This window comes from Klebsiella sp. LTGPAF-6F (genome assembly GCF_001753185.1).
GTDB classification, from domain to species: domain Bacteria; phylum Pseudomonadota; class Gammaproteobacteria; order Enterobacterales; family Enterobacteriaceae; genus Klebsiella; species Klebsiella michiganensis.
This window is the reverse complement of the sequence record NZ_CP017450.1, coordinates 541577-560609: the sequence shown is the minus strand read 5'-3', so window position 1 is coordinate 560609 and position 19033 is coordinate 541577. Positions and strand designations below refer to the sequence as shown.

The 19033-nt window shown below is 52.3% G+C and carries 21 protein-coding genes; 1 reads left to right on the top strand and 20 read right to left on the bottom strand.

Annotated features, from left to right (window positions below; genetic code table 11):
- Positions 1–2: 2 nt before the first annotated feature.
- The 12 genes from BJF97_RS02715 to BJF97_RS02660 form a co-directional block, all read right to left on the bottom strand.
- The gene (locus BJF97_RS02715) at positions 3–617 is read right to left on the bottom strand and encodes a restriction endonuclease (RefSeq protein WP_070082783.1); all 615 of its coding nucleotides are present in this window, start codon (positions 615–617) and stop codon (positions 3–5) included.
- Positions 614–1138, bottom strand: coding sequence for an integrating conjugative element protein (locus BJF97_RS02710; RefSeq protein WP_070082782.1), 525 nt, complete (start codon positions 1136–1138; stop codon positions 614–616). Before BJF97_RS02710 ends, BJF97_RS02715 begins: the two co-directional genes overlap by 4 nt.
- 2 nt (positions 1139–1140) lie before the next feature.
- Complete coding sequence (locus BJF97_RS02705) at positions 1141–1809, bottom strand: transglycosylase SLT domain-containing protein (protein ID WP_070082781.1); 669 nt, start codon at positions 1807–1809, stop codon at positions 1141–1143.
- Positions 1788–2510: a TIGR03759 family integrating conjugative element protein gene (locus tag BJF97_RS02700; RefSeq protein WP_070082780.1), complete on the bottom strand. Its 723-nt coding sequence runs from the start codon at positions 2508–2510 to the stop codon at positions 1788–1790. The genes BJF97_RS02705 and BJF97_RS02700 overlap by 22 nt, the downstream gene beginning before the upstream one ends.
- A 10-nt stretch (positions 2511–2520) precedes the next feature.
- Positions 2521–3306, bottom strand: coding sequence for a hypothetical protein (locus BJF97_RS02695; protein WP_416186831.1), 786 nt, complete (start codon positions 3304–3306; stop codon positions 2521–2523).
- A complete protein-coding gene (gene pilL2, locus BJF97_RS02690) occupies positions 3291–3914 on the bottom strand; it encodes a PFGI-1 class ICE element type IV pilus protein PilL2 (protein WP_070082778.1) in 624 nt (207 codons plus the stop codon). Before pilL2 ends, BJF97_RS02695 begins: the two co-directional genes overlap by 16 nt.
- Before the next feature lie 145 nt (positions 3915–4059).
- A complete protein-coding gene (locus BJF97_RS02685; RefSeq protein WP_070082777.1) occupies positions 4060–4500 on the bottom strand; it encodes a DUF29 domain-containing protein in 441 nt (146 codons plus the stop codon).
- Between the two features lie 74 nt (positions 4501–4574).
- Entirely contained in the window at positions 4575–5117 is a 543-nt protein-coding gene (locus tag BJF97_RS02680; protein ID WP_070082776.1) for a single-stranded DNA-binding protein, read from the bottom strand.
- A gap of 69 nt (positions 5118–5186) precedes the next feature.
- Entirely contained in the window at positions 5187–5651 is a 465-nt protein-coding gene (locus tag BJF97_RS02675; protein WP_187418270.1) for an STY4534 family ICE replication protein, read from the bottom strand.
- Between the two features lie 670 nt (positions 5652–6321).
- Positions 6322–8355, bottom strand: coding sequence for a DNA topoisomerase III (locus tag BJF97_RS02670; protein WP_070082775.1), 2034 nt, complete (start codon positions 8353–8355; stop codon positions 6322–6324).
- Between the two features lie 14 nt (positions 8356–8369).
- Positions 8370–8936: a hypothetical protein gene (locus tag BJF97_RS02665; protein ID WP_070082774.1), complete on the bottom strand. Its 567-nt coding sequence runs from the start codon at positions 8934–8936 to the stop codon at positions 8370–8372.
- Positions 8933–9676 carry a PFL_4669 family integrating conjugative element protein gene (locus tag BJF97_RS02660; RefSeq protein ID WP_070082773.1) on the bottom strand — a complete coding sequence of 248 codons (744 nt, stop codon included), beginning with the start codon at positions 9674–9676 and terminating at the stop codon, positions 8933–8935. The genes BJF97_RS02665 and BJF97_RS02660 overlap by 4 nt, the downstream gene beginning before the upstream one ends.
- Positions 9677–10083: 407 nt before the next feature.
- Between BJF97_RS02660 and BJF97_RS02655 the strand changes: the two genes are divergently transcribed.
- The gene (locus BJF97_RS02655; RefSeq protein ID WP_070082772.1) at positions 10084–10899 is read left to right on the top strand and encodes a hypothetical protein; all 816 of its coding nucleotides are present in this window, start codon (positions 10084–10086) and stop codon (positions 10897–10899) included.
- 27 nt (positions 10900–10926) lie between these two features.
- On the opposite strand, the gene BJF97_RS02650 is transcribed toward BJF97_RS02655, so the two are convergent.
- From BJF97_RS02650 to dnaB-PI, 8 genes are all read right to left on the bottom strand, one after another.
- Positions 10927–11925, bottom strand: coding sequence for an Abi family protein (locus BJF97_RS02650; protein ID WP_070082771.1), 999 nt, complete (start codon positions 11923–11925; stop codon positions 10927–10929).
- A gap of 169 nt (positions 11926–12094) precedes the next feature.
- Positions 12095–12517 carry a DUF6530 family protein gene (locus BJF97_RS02645; protein ID WP_070082770.1) on the bottom strand — a complete coding sequence of 141 codons (423 nt, stop codon included), beginning with the start codon at positions 12515–12517 and terminating at the stop codon, positions 12095–12097.
- Positions 12518–12763: 246 nt separating this feature from the next.
- The gene (locus BJF97_RS02640; protein WP_070082769.1) at positions 12764–14032 is read right to left on the bottom strand and encodes an STY4528 family pathogenicity island replication protein; all 1269 of its coding nucleotides are present in this window, start codon (positions 14030–14032) and stop codon (positions 12764–12766) included.
- A 139-nt stretch (positions 14033–14171) separates the two neighbouring features.
- Positions 14172–14435: a ParE family toxin-like protein gene (locus BJF97_RS02635; protein ID WP_070082768.1), complete on the bottom strand. Its 264-nt coding sequence runs from the start codon at positions 14433–14435 to the stop codon at positions 14172–14174.
- Positions 14432–15055: a DUF2857 domain-containing protein gene (locus tag BJF97_RS02630; protein WP_070082767.1), complete on the bottom strand. Its 624-nt coding sequence runs from the start codon at positions 15053–15055 to the stop codon at positions 14432–14434. Before BJF97_RS02630 ends, BJF97_RS02635 begins: the two co-directional genes overlap by 4 nt.
- Positions 15056–15188: 133 nt before the next feature.
- Complete coding sequence (locus tag BJF97_RS02625; RefSeq protein ID WP_070082766.1) at positions 15189–15908, bottom strand: DUF2786 domain-containing protein; 720 nt, start codon at positions 15906–15908, stop codon at positions 15189–15191.
- A complete protein-coding gene (locus BJF97_RS02620; protein ID WP_070083021.1) occupies positions 15908–17671 on the bottom strand; it encodes a ParB family protein in 1764 nt (587 codons plus the stop codon). The genes BJF97_RS02625 and BJF97_RS02620 overlap by 1 nt, the downstream gene beginning before the upstream one ends.
- Positions 17672–17673: 2 nt before the next feature.
- On the bottom strand, positions 17674–19026 hold the full coding sequence (gene dnaB-PI / locus BJF97_RS02615) for an SPI-7-type island replicative DNA helicase (RefSeq protein WP_077270201.1): 1353 nt from the start codon (positions 19024–19026) through the stop codon (positions 17674–17676).
- Positions 19027–19033: the final 7 nt, after the last annotated feature.

Genomic DNA, 19033 nt, shown 5'->3' with positions numbered 1-19033 from the left:
GATTAAACGGAAGATGCATCGGATTTACTCCGTTGAGATTTTGAATAGGGGAACCAGGACGCTTTGCCATTCAGCAGATCCAGCAGGCGTTGTCCGCTAATAAGTTGGATTTGCGGATGCGCACGCAGCAACGACCGGCTGAGTTCTCCCGTACGCCCGGTATGGATAAAAAAGCCGACACAGCGCTCACGTAACAACAACGCCCCAAAATGCTGAATATGCCCAGGAGTAATCGTCTTACCATAGCGTTTGGCCTGGATAAGATAACGCTGGCCGTCGATAAACACCTGGCCATCCAACCCACCATCACCGCTGTAGGAGGCATTGCGGATAATCGGGCATCCCTGGCGTTCAAAGGCAAGTAATAACAACTCCTCAAAAACATAAGGGTTGATTTTTCGCAGGTAAGCCAGGCGCTGCGCATCCCCTGATAATTGCGGGAACCGCTGAATCAGCCGTTCAGCTGTAGCACGATACCGCCGATGACGCCGTTTGGATGCCGTCTCACGTCCTCGCAGATTTAGGATGGCCATCGTGCCGATAAACAGCCCAATCAGCAGGGCTGAAAGCAATGGGCTCGCCAACAGAGCGGCAACCAGATGCTGCACGGGCATCATGGGGTAACCTGCTGCGATAATCCGGTGTCTGTGATAAGTACCGGGTAATGGCTGAACTGCAGACGGCGCGCCAGCTCACTGCCTGAAGCCGGCACCATAGGCACTCCGGGGGCCATTTCACGCAGTGACTGAAGCCCAGGAAAGTGGCTGACGTTCACCACCAATCCGGCGGCACGCCGGGACTTCAGGCTTTTCGCATTTGCCTGCAGCCAGGCACGGGAGGCGTCATCATCCCCCACAATAAATAAGGCGCCGATGCCAGGTAGATTCAGCGGTCGTGAGGCGACGCTCCCCGGGGTCAGCTCCGGCGTGCTCACTGGCAACATCGTCGTTTCCGTTTCAGGTGCAGACAACGGGAGTGGCGGTTCTACTGGGGGGGAAGGGCGCACGTCCTGGCGATTGATCCCCTCAAAATAGGGTGCGGCATTATCGCCCCCTACATCGACAATGACGTTCAAATTCGCTAACGCGGTGGCCGTTACCAGGTACAAGCCGAACAACAAAAAATTCACTTTACGCATAATTATTGGCTCCGTGGTTCTATCCAGGTCAATGTCGCGGTCTGTATCACCATTGGCGTCGTACGGGGCACGATGCCTGGAGACGTCGTTCCGCCGTTAATCCGTGCCAACTTGGTCTTCACGATGGATTTGTAACGGGCGGCAGGGGCGCCGCCGGCAGGATGGTGATAGCAGCCGGCAGCCGCCAGCCAACTCCCCGGATTACGGTCATAGCACTCTCGCAGAATGCTCGCGGCAGCGTTGAGGTTGGTATAAGGGTCAAATGCCTCCCAGGTCGAAACAAAGTGATGCCCATTCCAGCCCAGATTTACCTGGGCAATGCCGACATCAATGCGTTTACGCGGATGCGTTTTCAGGAAATTCTGCAGGGCTTCCCAGGCTTGCAGACGGCTGGCATATCGGTAACCTTTCCCGGCCACATTAATGGTCCATGGCCAGGGACGTTCTACCGAAGGAGGCTGGCCAGCACCCCGGGTAACAGAAGAAATGCGTTTGGGCGCCATCGAGGTTTCAGCCAGCGCCACCGAATAGAGCGATTCCGCCGGCACCCCGTGGCGCATAGCCACTTCGCGGTAACCGACCGGGATCTCTTGTGCCGTAGCGGCCTGTCCGCAAACCGGCACCCCACATCCCACTAACAGCGTCAGGGTCAGAACGCGGCGATAGTCCATCCGTTTTCCCCCTGTTGCAACACAACCGGCATCAGGCCGTTGCCGAATTTCATCCAGCGGCCACCGTCATGATTGAGCGTAATTTGGCGCGCGCGAACCTTATCAACGGGGATGTGGTGCGCCCTGGCCCAGTCACGCAGAAAACTGTCATTACCCTGGCTGTCGACCAGGTAAATATCGACAGGTCGGTTGTCCGCCAGAACTGCCGCCAGACGCGCATCGCATTGGGCGCAATCTTTGGCCTTAACAAACAGGGCCAGACGGCCGCCGGTATCATGCGCAATCCCCGCAGCATTCCCCATATTGACCGGCAAAACTCCCAGTCGCTGCCAGGCAGCATCCACCTCACGCTGGAACTTCAATTCTTTCTCGGTACGGATGAATTCCTGTCTGACCCATTGTTCGGCATATTTTTTTCGTTCAGCGTCAGTTCTCGCCTCAATGCCCAACGCCGTTAATGGATCGAGCCCGGGTGACTGCATACCGCGGGGGCCATCCATTAATTGTTGGTATCGCTGGTAATCCTCAACCTTCAGCCCCCACTCGCTGGCCTGTTTTTGAAGATCCTGAGAAGTGCTCTGTGCGGTTTCCTGCCTGGAAACGTCCTGCCCCTGACTGTTTACAGTCTGGATCCTGGCGTGGGCAGAACCACAGGTCAGGAACAGTACCGACAGGATAAAAAACGTGTTTTTTTGTCTCATCTAACATTCCTCACTGCACGTTGAGCGTCTGCAGACGGCCATTTACGCGGAATGTAGCCTGGCCAACCCCGGCGCTGACCAACTGCCATCCTGATACTGATTCCCCCTCGCTGATTAAACACACCTGGGATAAATCACTGAACCCCTGCGGTGCCACAGCGGCGAATGCGGCAGTACCTCGCCGCTCAATACCCGTCAGCACAAAAGGCGCTTTGCGCGCCACGCGTACTGCTTCTCGTGCAGGAGATTTAATCGGCGTAGCCGGATACTTTGGGGTGATTTTGGCCGTCGCAGACGGCGCTGCGGGGACGGATGTTGATGGCTTTGTCGATGCACCAGTTGAGCTTGCCGGGGTATCAGTCGTTGGTGTTGGGGCTAATGACGCCGACTTTTTATATGCGGCGAGGTCATCTTTCAAAGCGTTCAAATCTGCTTGCTGGGCCTCCAGTTGCGCCTGCAACTGCTGCGGCGATACTGCGTTATTGATGATTGCCGCAAGTTTCGTCTCGAATTGCGCCTGGCGGCTTTCCAGCATGGCTACTTGCTGCTGTTGCGCCCCGAACGTATTGCGCAAAGACGCCACATCGTCTTGTGGCGACAGGTTTCTCTGAGCCTGCTCCAGTTGTGCAACGCGTTGATTAACGCCCTTAAGCGCATGACTGCCGGCCATGCCCATCATGAGGACAATCAATGCGCTTCCAGTGAGCTCCCAGAATGTTTTGCTGCGAAGGAGACCTTTTTGAGGCGCGGTCATCTGGGGCATTTGTTCGTTTGGTACTGTCATTTTTTCAGCCATCCTCCCGTTACCGGTACGGGTTTTACTGGCGGCGGAGCAATAGACGTCGCCGGTGCGCTGATCGGGGCAGATACAACCGTCGCCGGCGGCAGCTGCGTGGCCGGCAACTGGTACCCTTCGCGCAGGCTGTGGCAAACGACACGCTGTACATCGTCCACTTCAAGCTGCCACGCGGGCCCCGCCAGTACCTGCAACGTGGTACGTAAACGCATTGGCCCCAATTGGTACTGAACAGCCGGCAGAGCCTGCCGGTACAGCACACCGTTTGCCGGCCCCGTGGCGCACAGCGAGTATCCCGACTGGCGCAGGGCATAACGCAAGGCATCCGCCACCGTCGGTTTAACCGACGCCGGGATGCGAATATCGATAATCTGGGAGAGCGGATCGCGCTGGACGGAAGCAGGATCGGTGCTGACCAGTAAGTAGCGGTCATAACGAACCACTTCCGGCGCCCGGGCATAAACGTCCGGGCTAACCGGTTGCACATTACGGGTAACGGTGACAGACGGCGTGACTGATGATACATCACGTTGTTGCAGAGGTTGCCGGGGGGCGCACCCTGTCAGCATGATGGCCGCCAGGGAAGTGATGACGAGTGTTTTTTTCATCCGGATGGTTTCCTGTTCAGTTACAATTGACAGGTGTCACTGTGCGGTTACCGCTCACGGCCCTCAATTAACAACTCTTTTTGCAAAACAAAAAAAAACGCCAACCAGAAGGTCAGCGTTGATGATGAAATCCAGATAACTCTATTTATGACTCAGGGTAGAAATCCGGGTTCATAATTTGTTCTGTTGTCCAAATGCATGAAGCCGGAAGTTTTTCCAAACCGATGCCTGTTTCTTTTGATGCTATAGCCAGCGCATCAAACCAGGTATCTTCCAACCATTCCTGATCGGCCAGAGTCACTTTCAGGCTTGGCGTTTTCTTAAGGCGGCGTTCAATCAAGCCTCGTTGCCCCTTAATCGTCAATTCCCAGCTCGCACCACGATGAGTGGGTTGAAATTGCCATTTGAGAAGGTGAGCAAGTAAAACCGCCATCCGGCTGGCCAGTTCGCGTTTTTCACTTTTACCCACGTCTTCTATCTCCTCGGCAATGTTTTCAATATCGAGCTGACTGAGTTTACCGGCACGTAGTAACGCAGCCTGTTCATTCGCCCAGGCTACCACGTCAGTATCATAACGAGTTCCCATGGGAGCCTCCGGTTAGTTAATAAAAAACATACGAGCAGATAAATCGTATGTCGAAGTATATCACACAGCCTTTCTTATAAAGCATGAATGGCTGACTTCGCTATTCCGTAACCAAACCCGAGAAACGGAATATCATCTTCAAAATCCATCGGCGGCTCATTTCCTCCTGATTGGGATTGAGGCTGTTGAGGCGCGGAACCGCTGTGCGTTGGCTTCTGGGGCTGTCCCCATCCTCCCTGAGCACGTTGACCAGAGTTTGCAGACTGGGAACGACCGCCCAACATCTGCATCGTTCCCCCCATACTGACCACGACTTCGGTTGAATAGCGGTCCTGACCACTCTGATCCTGCCATTTACGAGTCTGGAGCTGGCCTTCGATATAGACCTGTGAGCCTTTGCGCAGGTACTCACCGGCAATGTCAGCCAGTTTGCCGAACAGCACAACACGGTGCCATTCCGTTTTTTCCTTCTGCTCACCAGATTGTTTATCACGCCAGGTTTCGGAAGTGGCCAGTGACAATGTTGCTACTGCACTACCGGCTGGCAGGTAACGGATTTCAGGATCCTGACCAAGAAAACCGACAAGAATGACTTTATTTACACCGCGAGACGCCATAATCGAATCCTCATAGGGAATAAGAAAGGGGAAAACGCCCCGAGAACATGCGGGGCGTAGAGGGCGTTATCAGAAGGAGTTTTCTGCGTATTGTTGCTGAGCAGAACCTTGCTGAGGCGGCGTGGAGTCGGATTTCTCAGCCTGATAAACCTTCTCCTGGCCGATTTTGATCCAATCGACCTTGATCAGGCGGGCTTTCAGACTGACACGCTGTTCACCGGCATGTTCACCGCTGTTGAGCGTAAAAATGTCCGTTTTCAGGTTGCTGAGCACAAACCCAATCAGGACTTTTTTGTCTTCATCAACCGACTTTTGACAACGATTGATTAGGCTGCTGGCTTCTTTACCGGCGACCGTGACATCGAAACGCGTATAACTGGCGTTATCAGTAGGACCAGAAAGTCCGTTGATGACACAGCTGATAAAGGTACCGTTAGGGCCATTGACCTGGCGAACATTGCTGAGATACCCCATCCCTTTAATGGTCAGGTTGAAATATTCAGTTTTGTTGGACGTGTTTTGCGCTTGAGACATGATGTTTTCTCCATGGAGTGTAGATTCGGTGACGGAGAAAGACACCTTCCCCGACGGGAAAAGTGTTTCCCGTCGGGAGTCTGCAAAGTCGTACGTCAATGCAGACAGTCTGGATTGTGAAATGGACCTTCATCACTGTTGAGCGATCCCCGTTCTCAAAGGTTAAACGGAGTTACCACCACAAGGGCATCCTCTTTCAGGCTACAAGGATATTCGCGATCACCCGAAGGTGTTTCTCACAGACCGCTGAAACATTGGTTGGCACTCACCCGAAGGCGCCTCTCACAGAGTGCTGAGGCATTGGCTGGTTGTCCGAAGACAACGAGTAAGCCTGTTCATTTTTAATGCAAGTTATGTGGGTGTCAACGTTAATAATAAGTTTTGCGGGCGATAAAAATAAAAACGGCGTTGATCCGAAAATCAACGCCCTTGGGTCGGTACCTTAACCTTTCATATAATCAAACAGACTCCGGGGAGGAACCTAGTGTCCCGGCGCTTTTTTCACGGAGTCGCATGCGCCTTGTCAACCAACCTGAGTGTGGAGGCCGCTGACCGGACTGAAGTAGAAAAAACCATGGAAGAATTTTCCTACCACCGCAGTCACGGGGTACCCTGCATCAAAGCCAGTTCACCTTAGCAAAAGTTTCCGCCATATACATCAGACAATCTCTTACTCCGGTGAGGTTGCTTTATTTTTAGCCGCTGGTTTCCCTTTATATCGCTTACCGTTACGGTTGGTTTTAGCCCCAATATTGACAATGCCCTGGCAGGTTGGGTAATTGATACATCCCCAAAAAGAGCCACTGCCTTTCTTGCCCGCACGCCGGCGCATCGCTCCACCACAGACAGGGCAAGGAGGAGACGGCGGCGCAGTGAACTTCACCGCCTGCGTTTTACCTTTCTCGACCAGATGCCCCGTCCACTGCGCCTGCCGCGACATAAACGTTTCCAGCGTCATCTGCCCCTGGGCAATCTCATCCAACGCCTGTTCCCATAGCGCCGTCATACCCGGGTTTGTCAGCGCTGCCGGCAGGGCATCAATCAACTCGCCAGCAATCGGTGTGGAGAACAAGAATTTACCCTTTTTCTCCAGGTATCCCCGCTTGAATAGCGTTTCCAGGATAGCGGCCCGCGTCGCTTCAGTCCCCAATCCGGCATTCTCTTTCAAAATTTTCTTAAGTTGAGGATCGCTGACGAATGCGGCTGCATTTTTCATCGCCGCAATCAATGTTCCATCAGTGAAGTGCGCCGGCGGCTTTGTTTGCAGGGTCTTAAGCTCTGCGCCGGCTACGGCACAAGACTGTCCTTTAACAAGCGTCGGGAGACGGGCCTCATCATCGTCGTCCTCCTTCGATTCACTGCTTTCATGCTGAAACAACGCTTTCCAGCCAGCTACGATCTCAACCTTGCCGCGGGTGCGAAACAGTTGGCCGCTAATATTGAAGGTTGCTTCAGTTACATCGACCTCATGGAGCGGCAGGAACTGCGCCAGGTAATGCTGGCGTATCAGTTGGTAGACCCTGAGTTCATCCGCAGACAACTTACTCAGGTCGAATGGCTGTTTTGTAGGAATAATACCGTGGTGAGCGGTGATTTTCTTATCGTTCCAGATCCGTGAAACAAAACCTGTATCGAGTTTAGCCACTGCCGCACTCAGTGTGGGATCCGTTCGCGTAATGGCATTGAAGATCTGTGGGATTTCTTCACGCATTGACGTCGGCAGATAACCGCAATCGGTGCGAGGATAGGTTGTCGCTTTATGGGTTTCATACAACGATTGAGCAATGCTCAATACCTGGTTTGCGCTCATTCCCCATTGGCGAGAGCAGGCCTGTTGCAGTGTACCCAGATCAAAGGCCAGAGGAGCTGACGTTTTCTTACGCTCCGTCCCCACATCAAGAACCAGGGCACTCCCCGTTTGCTGGCAAAGCTGCACCACGGCCTGCGCCACATTTTGCTGAATACAACGTTTCTCCTCGTCACAGTAGTTGGCGGCGGGCACCCAGTTGGCAGGGAAATTGATCCCCTCTTTCTGCAACGTAGCCTGTACCTGCCAGTGCGGTTTTGACACAAAATTGGCAATTTCACGGTCACGGTTCACGACCAGCGCCAACGCGGGCGTCTGCACCCGGCCGATCGACAAGACCTCGCCATACCCTTGTTCCCGGGCTTTCAGGGTATAAAGCCGGGTCAGGTTCATTCCCGTCATCCAGTCAGCCCGCGCTCGCGCCATGCCGGCATGGTAAAGCGCCGCAGTCTTTTCACCAGGCAGCTTATTCGCCAGAGCCTGGCGAATACTCGACTCATCCAGCGCGGATAACCAGAGCCGCTGTACGGCCCCCGTAAAGTGACAATACTCCAGCAGCTCGCGGGCGATGACCTCGCCTTCCCGATCGGCATCAGTGGCGATGACCACGGAGTCCACTTGCTTCAGAAGTGACCTGACAACGGCAAACTGATCCGCCGTATCTTTTTTAATGGTCATTTTCCACTGCGTCGGCACGATGGGCAGTACGGACTCGCGCCATGGGTTGCCGTACTGTTCACCGTAGGTCTCAGGTTGAGCCTGCTCTAATAGATGCCCTATAGCCCAGGTAACAATGACTCCTGGACCGGCAAGATAACCCTGCTTACGTTGGGTCGCTCCAAGGATGGCGCCAATATCCTTACCCTGGGACGGTTTCTCACAGAGATAGAGTTGCATCTGATCGCCTCCAGTCAGCTCACCTGACCGTTAGCAACCTGCTGCAGCTGCTTCATTAAGCGCCCCAAATACGCATCGGTCAGGTGCGAACTATCCGGGGAACTGTAAGTCACCTTCAAACGACTGCCGGCACCGGATTTCTCAATTTCCAGCACCAGGCGATCGCTTCCTTTCCATTCCTGCCCCATTTTATAGTAGCCGCCCTTTACCGCTGACCATACGGAGTGAGCTTCATCAACAGAGCCGGCACTCCAGTCACCGTACTGATCACGCTTACGCAAACTTTCCAGCTCATCTGAAGAGATAAACTGATAATGACTTTTGAGGCGGGCCGCGGCGGTATCAACATCCACGGGAAGGGTATAAACATGGAGCACATTTTGACGCGGGCCGGTGTTTCCGGCTTTGGTCATCCATGGCATGTCACTGTCATTAGCGCTATTGGCACTGCCGCCGGCCAGCGAATGGGCGGCATCACTGATTTTTTGATTCCACGCAACGAGGTCGCTACCGGCGCAACCGCTTAAAATCAGCGCCGTGCAAAATAGAGCAGGCATTAACGCTTTCTTGTAAGGGCTCATGCATTGCCTCCTTTATCAGTGGAAGAATCAGCGGAGACAGTGACAGGATTACGTAACGGCGGGGAGAACGTTGAACGTTTCACACCCGTTAATATATCTGCATCCGGTTCACCTAACCGTTTGATAGCCTCAAGACCGGCTGGCGTTTGCAGACGAATATCATCGCGGGTCACGCTGACAGAATGATATTGTTGTACCACCCCGTATACCTGCCGAACCCAGTGCCCTCCCTTACTCAGCAAATCATCGCGTTTCTGACGTGAAATCAAACCGTAATGCCAGGCTTGGAAAGCTTTCATCGCAAGCTGATCGAAACCAACCAGTAACCAGACACAACGGTAGCCCAGGGGGGTTCGGCTGAATACACCGATATTCAAAGGCGAAACGGAGTAAACATCGGACATCGTGATCTGACCCGGCAAATCGGATAAGGTTTTTTCAAGCTCAGCAACCGCCTTTTGTAACCGTGCGGTTCCTCGCTCTATCGCCTGCTCCAACAACAACATCGCGTCGTCGGCGTACGGGTTGTCACTATCCGAATCGGCATTGATTTTACCTGCTCTGGCGATGACCTGGGGCATGCTAACTATTTGAGGTTTTTTTGACTCTTTCTGACGTTGACGGCCTTCCCATAAAAGGATTGCATATTGGGTATGTAGCTGGACGGTTAAAGTCGACTTCAGTGCCCCCGCCTTTCCCCGTGCGGGAGTGTCCGGAGAATTGTTTGCTGTATCTGCCATGTTGAGCATCCTTCTGTCTGCTGAGAGTATGTTTGGCTTGAAATAGTCTCGGCAGAGCCCGAAAGCAGCAATTCAAAACTCTTTTTGGTTTGTGAAGAGAAAGTGTAAAAGGTGGGGTGTTCATTTTTTAATCTTGTTGGCACTGCCAACAAGCTCGCTTTTTAACCACAAATAAATATCCTGAGTAATACAAGATACGTGTTAGGTACAGTATCCTGCAGTAGCAGCCCGGCAAAGCCTGTGCATCTACTCTATTGCTTCGGCCTGTTGACTCACGCTGTTCCTGCCTGAGTCAGAGATGATAGGTTGGTACCCGAAGAGTACTGAATTAAATGTCTCGAGGTACCGACACACCGTATTATTCAGGGAATAATGAACCGTAACCGACAATTCACTAGAGAACCTCAATGACTGAAAAATACGATGCTGCTGCAGCACAGGGGCTACAAATACTGACAGAAAAACTACGGCACTGGCGAGACGAACCCTATCCTGCCTGGAATTCAACATGGCCTGTATTTGAACGTCTAATTGAACGACACGAAGAAATGAAGCCGGTGTATGTAGAACTCGCTGAGCGAGAAATCAACGGCACTCGGCTTTGGATTCTGCTGGAACAGTGCGTCTTTGCCGGTGGCTTCAGTACCGAAGATCGACATGCCACGTTACGCGCTGACCATAAAGAGCTACTGGAGATCAATGAAAATATAGTGGTAATGAGCATCAAGCTTGCCGAGTTACTTGAGCGTCGTTCGGAAGTACTGAACCGGAGTGGTCATTTCTATATCGACAACATGGTCAGACTAACGGACTTCATCGACAAAGCGGGAAAGGATAACGGACTTTACCGTTCAAACATTCAGCCACAGTTGAATCTTCTAAATCATTATGATCTGAAGTACTGGCCTGACATGGCGGGTTTACTGCACGCCCTGGGAGAAGATAACACCGAAATTAAGTACGCTGATGAAGCAACAGCAGCCATTATCGGAGCAAAACGCAGTTCGCTTACTGACTTTTTTAGGGGGCTCTTTGACAGGCTAAATGATATCAAGGATGGCTCCTGTTTCGGATTGCCTCCAAGCTTCAGGATGTCAGACAGCGCCCTTGCAACCCTGAGTAATATCATCCGCGATCTACCACCGGACGAAATGATTGATGCCAGCTATGTAAAACGTACCAGGCAGAGGCTGAAAGAACAGGGATTCTCCACAGCCTGGTGAAATAGCCGCCAAAAGCAGGATCTGAGCTCACATACGGATGAAGTCAGGTCCAATAATGGCAATGATACGTGTACGATTTGTCAGTCTTACGATCTTTTGCTGGCTAAGCCCCCGCAGCAATTTTCTGACTTCTTTACTGCGTCTGATATTCAGGCCGTTCACCAGTTGCTCACGACTGGTGAAACTAAACAGACCGTCCTGAGTAGCCAGCGCTTCAAAACGAATATGGTGACCTTCAGCCAGGAATGCGGAATGCCGTGCCGGACTGAGCCAGTACAGTGCCTCCAGCATATCGTTCCAGGCCCTACGTAGCAGTTGTAGTGAGGCATTCAATCCATACACCGGCCGGTTATAATCTGGCGCACCGGTCACTGGATTTTCTTCCTGAAATTTCCAGATGGCTTCATGGTGAGCAAGACGATTACGCAGATCGCGGATACGAGTAAATTTTTTTTCCAGAATATGACGCCCCGTACCGGCAGGCGCACCAGGAAAAACCTCCGGTAGCAACTGAGGCCACAGCAGCGAACGGTTTCGGGGTTCATTATAATTGCGCGTCAGGAAATTGGTCCAGAAACCAAAATCCAGTCCAGAAATCACCCGTTCCGCAGTGGGTTTTTTGCCCGCATCTCTGATCCGCTTTGATACCTTGCGGATACAATCTTCTTCCCAGGCTGTTTTCTCATAAACCGGCTTTCCGTTATAACGAATAGTCTGACCACAGGCATCTTTCTTAAATCGTTTTCCCTGACGAATCCAAACCTTATCACCGATATAACGAGGCAAATCAAAGATCCAGTTGGCATCTGTGCGCCAATGTCCCACAGCCCCAGGCATAGGATGATGGCGAATGCTGTGATCGATGGCATTGCGCAGCGTCACCTCAAGGCAATGCATAAGTGGCTGCATTGCACTGGCAATCACCTTGTTCCAGTTATATCCTCCCAGCTCTTCACCAGGCTTAAGTTTCAGCACATCGGCGTAAATTTTTAGCCGCTCGGCTGAGATATAATCTTCCAACTGCATTCTGCCCTCCCAGGCTCTTAGGTTGGAACAAAGTTGACGTGCGCGTCGAATGCTGATAGATTTTCTACATCAAGGCGCGGATTTCTTCGGACCCGTGCGTATAAGTTAGTTCGGAAAAGCCACCTTAGGGTGGCTTTTCTCGTTCTGAGAGAAAATAGATCCCGTCGGTCTATTCCGGAAGAATCGCCTTCAAACTCTCCGCCAATCGTGAAAGTGAAGTATCAATGTTTTCACTATCCTTCTCCAGACAAGCCTTCATTGTACTGATAAGTTCCGGGTTGTTGGCCAGAGTGATCCTAAACCTCTTATCAACTGGCAATACTCCTGTTCGAACATAGCTTAGAGCAGCACAAATTAAGTTCGCCAGATCCAAAACGCGATGGACAGGAAGCTCTTCTGACTGCCTTGACCATTTCATTCCGGTGTATCGCCAGACCTTGGCAGACAACTCAGGGGAATCAGGTTCACTCCATTGTGCTATCCCGATAGAAAGCCCCTCGGCGTCAGTGTTATTTTTATACTGTCCGTCTATGGCGGAGTAGTTCTCCAGTTTGACAACTGGCCGATGAGATAGATGGGTTGGTATGTCCATAATTTACTCCTGCTCATGTTGGAACTAGTATGGTTATTAGTAAGCCATTTACTAACCATATTACTAAAAAACAGGCAACTCAACCAATTTTTAGTAAAATGCCACTACTTCTGGTTTCCTCTATCAAGGGACATCTAATCCCTCGTCGATTCGTGAAGATAAAGTCTAAAAAGTGCAGTGCTCATTTTTTAATCTTGTTGGTACTGCCAACAAGGTCATTTTTCATACAAACGAACCAAAACCCAATCACTTTCTGATTTTGGCTCGTGCCATTTCCTGACGTAATTTGGCCACAACACCACTGACATGTTCCCGTGAGGCTGCTTGAGGACGAACGGGTTGCGTTGATGTTGACATGGGCGCCGAACGCATTGCTTCGGGTTTGGCCGGGTGGGAAGATTTTCCTGCTGTGAACAATTCGCCATTCCGGGCGCGTTTTATCACCGTCAGCAGCCAGGCTGTCGGGTTATTCAGATTGCCTCGGGCCATCGTCTGAACAAGGCTATCCAGCACTTGCCGGGCAGCTTCAGCAGGCAGTGCGCAAAGCTGAGCGGTGATCTGCCTGCGGTCATCCTCAGCCATGCTGCGTTGCAGTTCGGCTGGTAGTTCTGGTACGTACGTTTTTTTATTCACACTGTGTGTGAAATTACGTACGTTACAGTTCGGTTTGGTTGAATCCTTGTAAGTAACTGATTCCAGAATGAGTTCGGAAAACGAACTCTGTATTTCATTACCCGTTTCATGACTGAGTTCGGTATCCGAACTGCGCTTAAATTGACTGGGTTCGGCATCCGAACCGGGAGGATTATTACCGGGTTCGGTTATAGAACCATGGGAAAGATGCTCCCTGAGGGACACGCGGTTCACCATCTGCTGAGGCGTTTGCGGCGACCCCAGTCGTTCAACGATAGCTGCCATCTGAGAATGCTGATGACGCATTGTCGGGTCATCTTGGATATCGGACAACACTGACCAGGCCGTTTGATTCACCGTACGGTTTTTATGCTCACAGGCCGCAGCCAGCGTATCAAGCCAGGTCGGATCTAATGTCTCGGCATCACGGGCTGATAATGGTTCATCGTGTTGCGCATAGATGTTTCCCCGCACACGACCTTTATCGTCACGCACACGGCGACACAGGCTGAGCCAGCCGGTAAGGCGTAACATCAACAAAACGCGACTAACGGTCTCACGGGATGCTTTGCCGTTAAATGGAGAAGCAAGCTGCAACTGTAATTCATCATAAGTCGGGAATACGGCCCCCTGATTCTGTTGCGCATACAGACGGATCATTATCCACGCCGTTTTATCCAGTGGCGATAAACGCGTGTCCAACAATAATCGGCGGGGTATGGAATCATGCACATTGCCCATATAGAGCAGGCCACTACGCAGATTCGTAACATCGGCGCTACCCGTGTGTTTTTCCGCGCTTATTCGCTCCGCCATTCGGGCATTCATTTGCGCCAGTGTAAAGGAGATCAGGCTATCATCAGGTATTCGAGTTGTAGTCATGGATTTAGCGGATCCTTAATCACGCGCCCTGCGCCAACCAATATGGCGAAGGAGTCAAACGGTAATCGTGCAGGCAATGCTGCATATGGCTAAAGGCACTCAGTCCTGTACCCGGTACCCAGGCACAGGGTGAATGTCGTCACTTCCAAATTTCATTGTTGTAGCGTTCGTGGGTGAGTAACTCCCAGTCTGCGCCACTGTTACGGCTTAATAGCCGCCAGGTGGCCCCGACATTAATCTTTATCCAGGCACGCCCGGGGGCGTGCTTACCTTTTACATGGATATTTTTGTAATTTCGCTCGCCGCGGCGAAACTGCTGAACCAGCGCTTTCGCTTTTTTCTGGCAAGATGGCGGCGCAGAACGAGGGACCTGTAAACCGGGCATCAAGATCATTGGCTTCATGCCGGCCTCCTCACCGTTCCTCTCTCGGCATGATTACGGACCGCCTGAATCGCTTTTTTGGCCGTGTTGGTATGAGGTACATCGAAGCCGCGTACCGCGTGCCACACAGCCGTGAGTGACACATCCATTTGCTCGGCGGCCAGCATCATGACATCCAGACCATCCGCGCTTGAGGGATCGTCAATGCCAGCCTTTTGCCACTGGCGCCACAGCGTCGCATTTTCTTCATCACTGAGTGCGGCGCAACGCCCCTGGCGGATACTGATACCGGTCATACGTCGACGCGCGGCGACTTCAACCGTCGTCAACCCAAAATAGTGCTGCATCATCTCAATAGAACCACCCAGCGCCAGGGCACGGTCAATACGTTGCATGCGTTGTTGCTCGCGACGCGCATGCTGCAGCATCAATGAGAAGTTTTCATGGTGGATTTGAAATGTCAGTACCGATACCGGGCTGTTCAGCAGATAATGCAGATCTTCAACAGTTAAGCCATGCAGCAGTTGCATTTCCTCTGTGGTCAGTCCCAGAGACTCACAACGGCGTATATAGCCGGACTTCAACTCCATAACCAACTGCGTTAACAAGCTGTTGGTCGCCTGAGATAAGCTGTTACTCATCGTTGGTTCCCCTCCAGATATTCAGCCACCGGGCTCAAAGCAGTGAATGGCAAAAAAATAAAGCGGTAAGATAAGCAGGTCAGAAAAACAGGAGCCAGGGAAAGGTTACCCGTTGGCGATAATTGAATGCACATCACTGAACCTCCCGCCGATGACCAAGCGCGACAGGCCCGGCGCCCTGCACACCGTGATGCAACCGGGCGTTCTGTCCGGCCTCATACCCCTGCCGTCGGGCAATATCGTCACCGCGACATGTCTTGAGTGCGCGTGTTTGTAACTCGCCCATTCTCTGATTCTCCATCCATGACACCATCAACTGGTGCTCCTGTTCAGAAACCCGAAACGTTGTAATGACCTGCCGAACGCCCAGAACCCATCCGGCCCGAAACTGCTCAGCTCGCGCACGGCGCGTAGTCAGTTTCAAACGCTTGTTCTGGGTTTTCAAATAGGCTGAAGTGGCATCTTTCAGCTGACGGCTAAGCACATCAAACGCATAAGCGGCAACAGCCGGGCGTTCGCTAAAGCCATAGAGCGTCACATTACGGCGATACCCGGACGGGGTTTCTCGCCAGGAGAAATACAGGCGACACCCAAAGGCATGGCAAACGGCCCATGCCAGACTGGACATCCACTCGGGGAGTTTGCTCTTAGCCTCTGACGGCGCTCCCTGACTTGGGGCCTGCTGTATTGATGAAAGGCTCGCATCCAGCTCACTGATACCGTATTTTTCCATCAGTTTTTGCGCCCGGGCCAACGCCAGACCAGCCTCATGAGCATTGCTGTTGCTACGAGCCAGCTCAAGAAGTTTACGAACCAGTTTCACCAGGCGTTCTTGTCGTTGCGAAGAACTCATCAGCTATTATCCTCCGTTGCAGGTACGCCACGCTGCAGCTCGCGCAGACGACGCATAACCCGGATAAGCCGCATCAGCTTGACAGCGTGAATGTCGTCAAGCAGCGGTAAGTCAGCAGCCCTCTCCGTTCCGATTAACACATCACCCAGTGAACAACCGTCATGGTCGATGTTGTCGGCGCCGGCAAGAGAAAGCAGAAAAACAGTAAAAGGGGAGGGTCGTTCAATACACCCGGCCGCCAGATGCAGATCGGCCAGCGCATAGCCGGCCGCGTACAATCCGGATCTGTCAGCTTTGATTTCAGCTTCGCACCCCGCGATTTCGGCCAGATCGAAAGCCAGACGGAACGTCATTACCTGCAGATGTTCAATATCATCCTGCAGTGTTGGAATGGCCCAGATAGTGCCGACAGGCTCCAGACCTACTTCAGCAAAAGCAACCTCAGAATGTTCGGTATTATCTTGTTGTGGATCCATGACCAAGTTCGGGGGCTGGAATGGAGAACGCGTTAATACCTCATCGTTGTCCGGTAAGGGGGCACTCCCTGAGGCACTTCCGGTTTCACCAGAGAGTATCGCCGGCGCACCGTATAAATCAGGCTGGGTCTCTACACGCGTCGTATTGAAAGAAGGAGCCGGTTTCTCTTCCTGCTGTTCCTCCGAAGTGTTGTCCTGCTTGCTATCTGAATCAAACAAGGCGCTGGCCAGGGCTGTCGGCGCAATATTCTGATCGCCCAGATGTTCAGCTGCGCCCGTCGATAATTGACTGCTTTTCTCCTCAGGAAATCCCTCTGGCGGCAAGGAACCATCAATTTCTAAAGATTGCGATAATGATGTTGGTTCCCCCAAATGCTTACGCCGATTTTGCTCCTTTGGATCGAGCTCCAGTAACCAACGGTCATAGTTAAGTGAGGGATGTGGCAGTGCTTCTACGAGAGCACCAATCAGCTCGTCACGGAACATATCCAGTGAATACATTTCGGGAGCGTCGAAATGACGGCAAACGGCAGCAAATACTTCATAAAAAGAGCGCGTTGTGGAAACATCATTAGCAAAAAGTTTCCAGGTTTTTTCAGCGTCACTACGCAGGGAAAGCAACTGCCTGATTTGCGGTGCGCCTAGCCCTGACTCTAGTAGTGTAGGCATGGATGGATAAAGATACTTCACCGTATCTTCCATGCGACTGATCCCCGAGAAATGCACCGGATAGCCTTCTGCAGCAAGTAATGAAGAAAGCTCTCTAAGAGTGACATATTTCCCCAATTGCTCTTCATAAATGGAACGTGCCTTTCTGATACCCAGTGCTTTCTCAATGAAACTCAAGTCACCACGAACGTCATTTTCGGCCAAGTGCCCAATGACACAGGACAAGCGCCCCGGCCATGGCTTGAACAAGCAAGGAAAACGATAGAAACGCTCTTCTCCGGTTTCTTGCCATAGTTCGCACAGAATCTGATATCGGGTATTGCCGCCATCACTGAAGATATAGACAGTCGAGCCAGCTTCCGGATCCCGGGTAACTTTCGGCACAGTATCCAGCCCTCGAGCCTGGATTGAGGCTTTGATTTCCTCATATTTAGGGTTACGGGAAGTCCGTGGGTTATCAGGATTTGGTGCCAGTTCGTCCAAAGTCAGCACCAACGGCATTTCACTAACAGGAAGCGGGGTGACTGAGGTTGTTTCAGGTTGTGTGGCCAACGCAGTTTTACCCTGTTGCAATAATGCGCTGCTCAGATCGAGTATCTTCTTTTTTGAACGCGCCATGCTCATGCCCTCCCTGCGCCAGCATATTGCCCGTCAGGGAGATCGCTGAAAGCGGTATATTGCCCTTCAAACTTAACGCGGATGGTGCCAGTAGCCCCCTGGCGCTGTTTGCCAATGATGATTTCGGCAATACCCACATCCTGCGTATCGGCGTCATACACCTCGTCGCGGTAAACAAAAGCAATGACATCAGCATCCTGCTCCAGCGCGCCAGAATCACGAAGGTCGCCGTTAAATGGACGTTTATCCGCCCGGCTCTCCAATTGACGGTTCAGTTGAGACAACGCTACTACCGGGCAGTCCAGCTCTTTGGCCAGCGCTTTAAGACTCCGTGAGATCTCAGAGATTTCCTGAGTGCGGTTTTCCTGACCTGGGCAACGCATCAGTTGCAGATAGTCCACCATGATTAGGCCCGGCCTGCCATAAAGGCGGGTATAGCGTCGTGCGCGTGAACGCAGCAAGGCCGGCGTCTGGTAACTTTCATCATCAATGATTAAGCGATCTTCCCAGGGCGTCATTTCCGCGACAGCCTGGCTGATCCGCGCCCAGTCTTCATCATCCAGTTGACCACTGCGCAGCCGCGCTAACGCTACCCGTCCCAGCATCGAAACAAGTCGTTGCAGCAACTGAGCTCGCGGCATCTCAAGGCTAAAACAGAATGCCGGCTTGCAGGAGTCCCGAAGGGCGCCGGCGCAGAATGAGAGGCCCAGAGAGGTTTTCCCCATGGAAGGGCGTGCAGCGAGTAAAATGAGGTCGCCGCTCTGCAAGCCACAGGTAATCGCATCCAGTCTGGCGAAACTGGTCGGCGTTCCGGTAATGCCATTACCACCGTTAACCATTTCCAAATGACTGGCCAGCGATTCAAGACCGGCAATCAGACTCACGTTTTGCTGTGTTTGTGTCTGTTCTGACAGTTGGAACAATTGCTGTTCCGCCCGTTCGGTCAGTACGGCCACATCGGCACGGGGAACGACTGCTTCGGCGCTTAATTCACACCCTAACTGGAGAAGTCCACGCAGCCTGCTGCGCTCAGCAACAATATTGGCATAAGCGACAATGTTGGCCGCACTCGGCGTGTTTTTCGCCATTTCAGCCAGATAGGCAAATCCACCAACCGATTCAAGAGCTGTGTTTTGCTCCAACGAATCGGATAAAGTAATCAGATCGATTGGCTGCTGGCTGGCCATAAGTTGCCCCATCGCCTGAAAAATCCGGCGGTGTGCAGGCAGATAAAAATCGGTATCCCGGATCAGCGGCAGCACATCATCCCAGCGATCGTTATCCAACATCAACCCGCCGATCACTGCTTGCTCGGCATCAGCGGAATAAGGTACGTTTACGGTTTGTTCTGACATGGCTCGC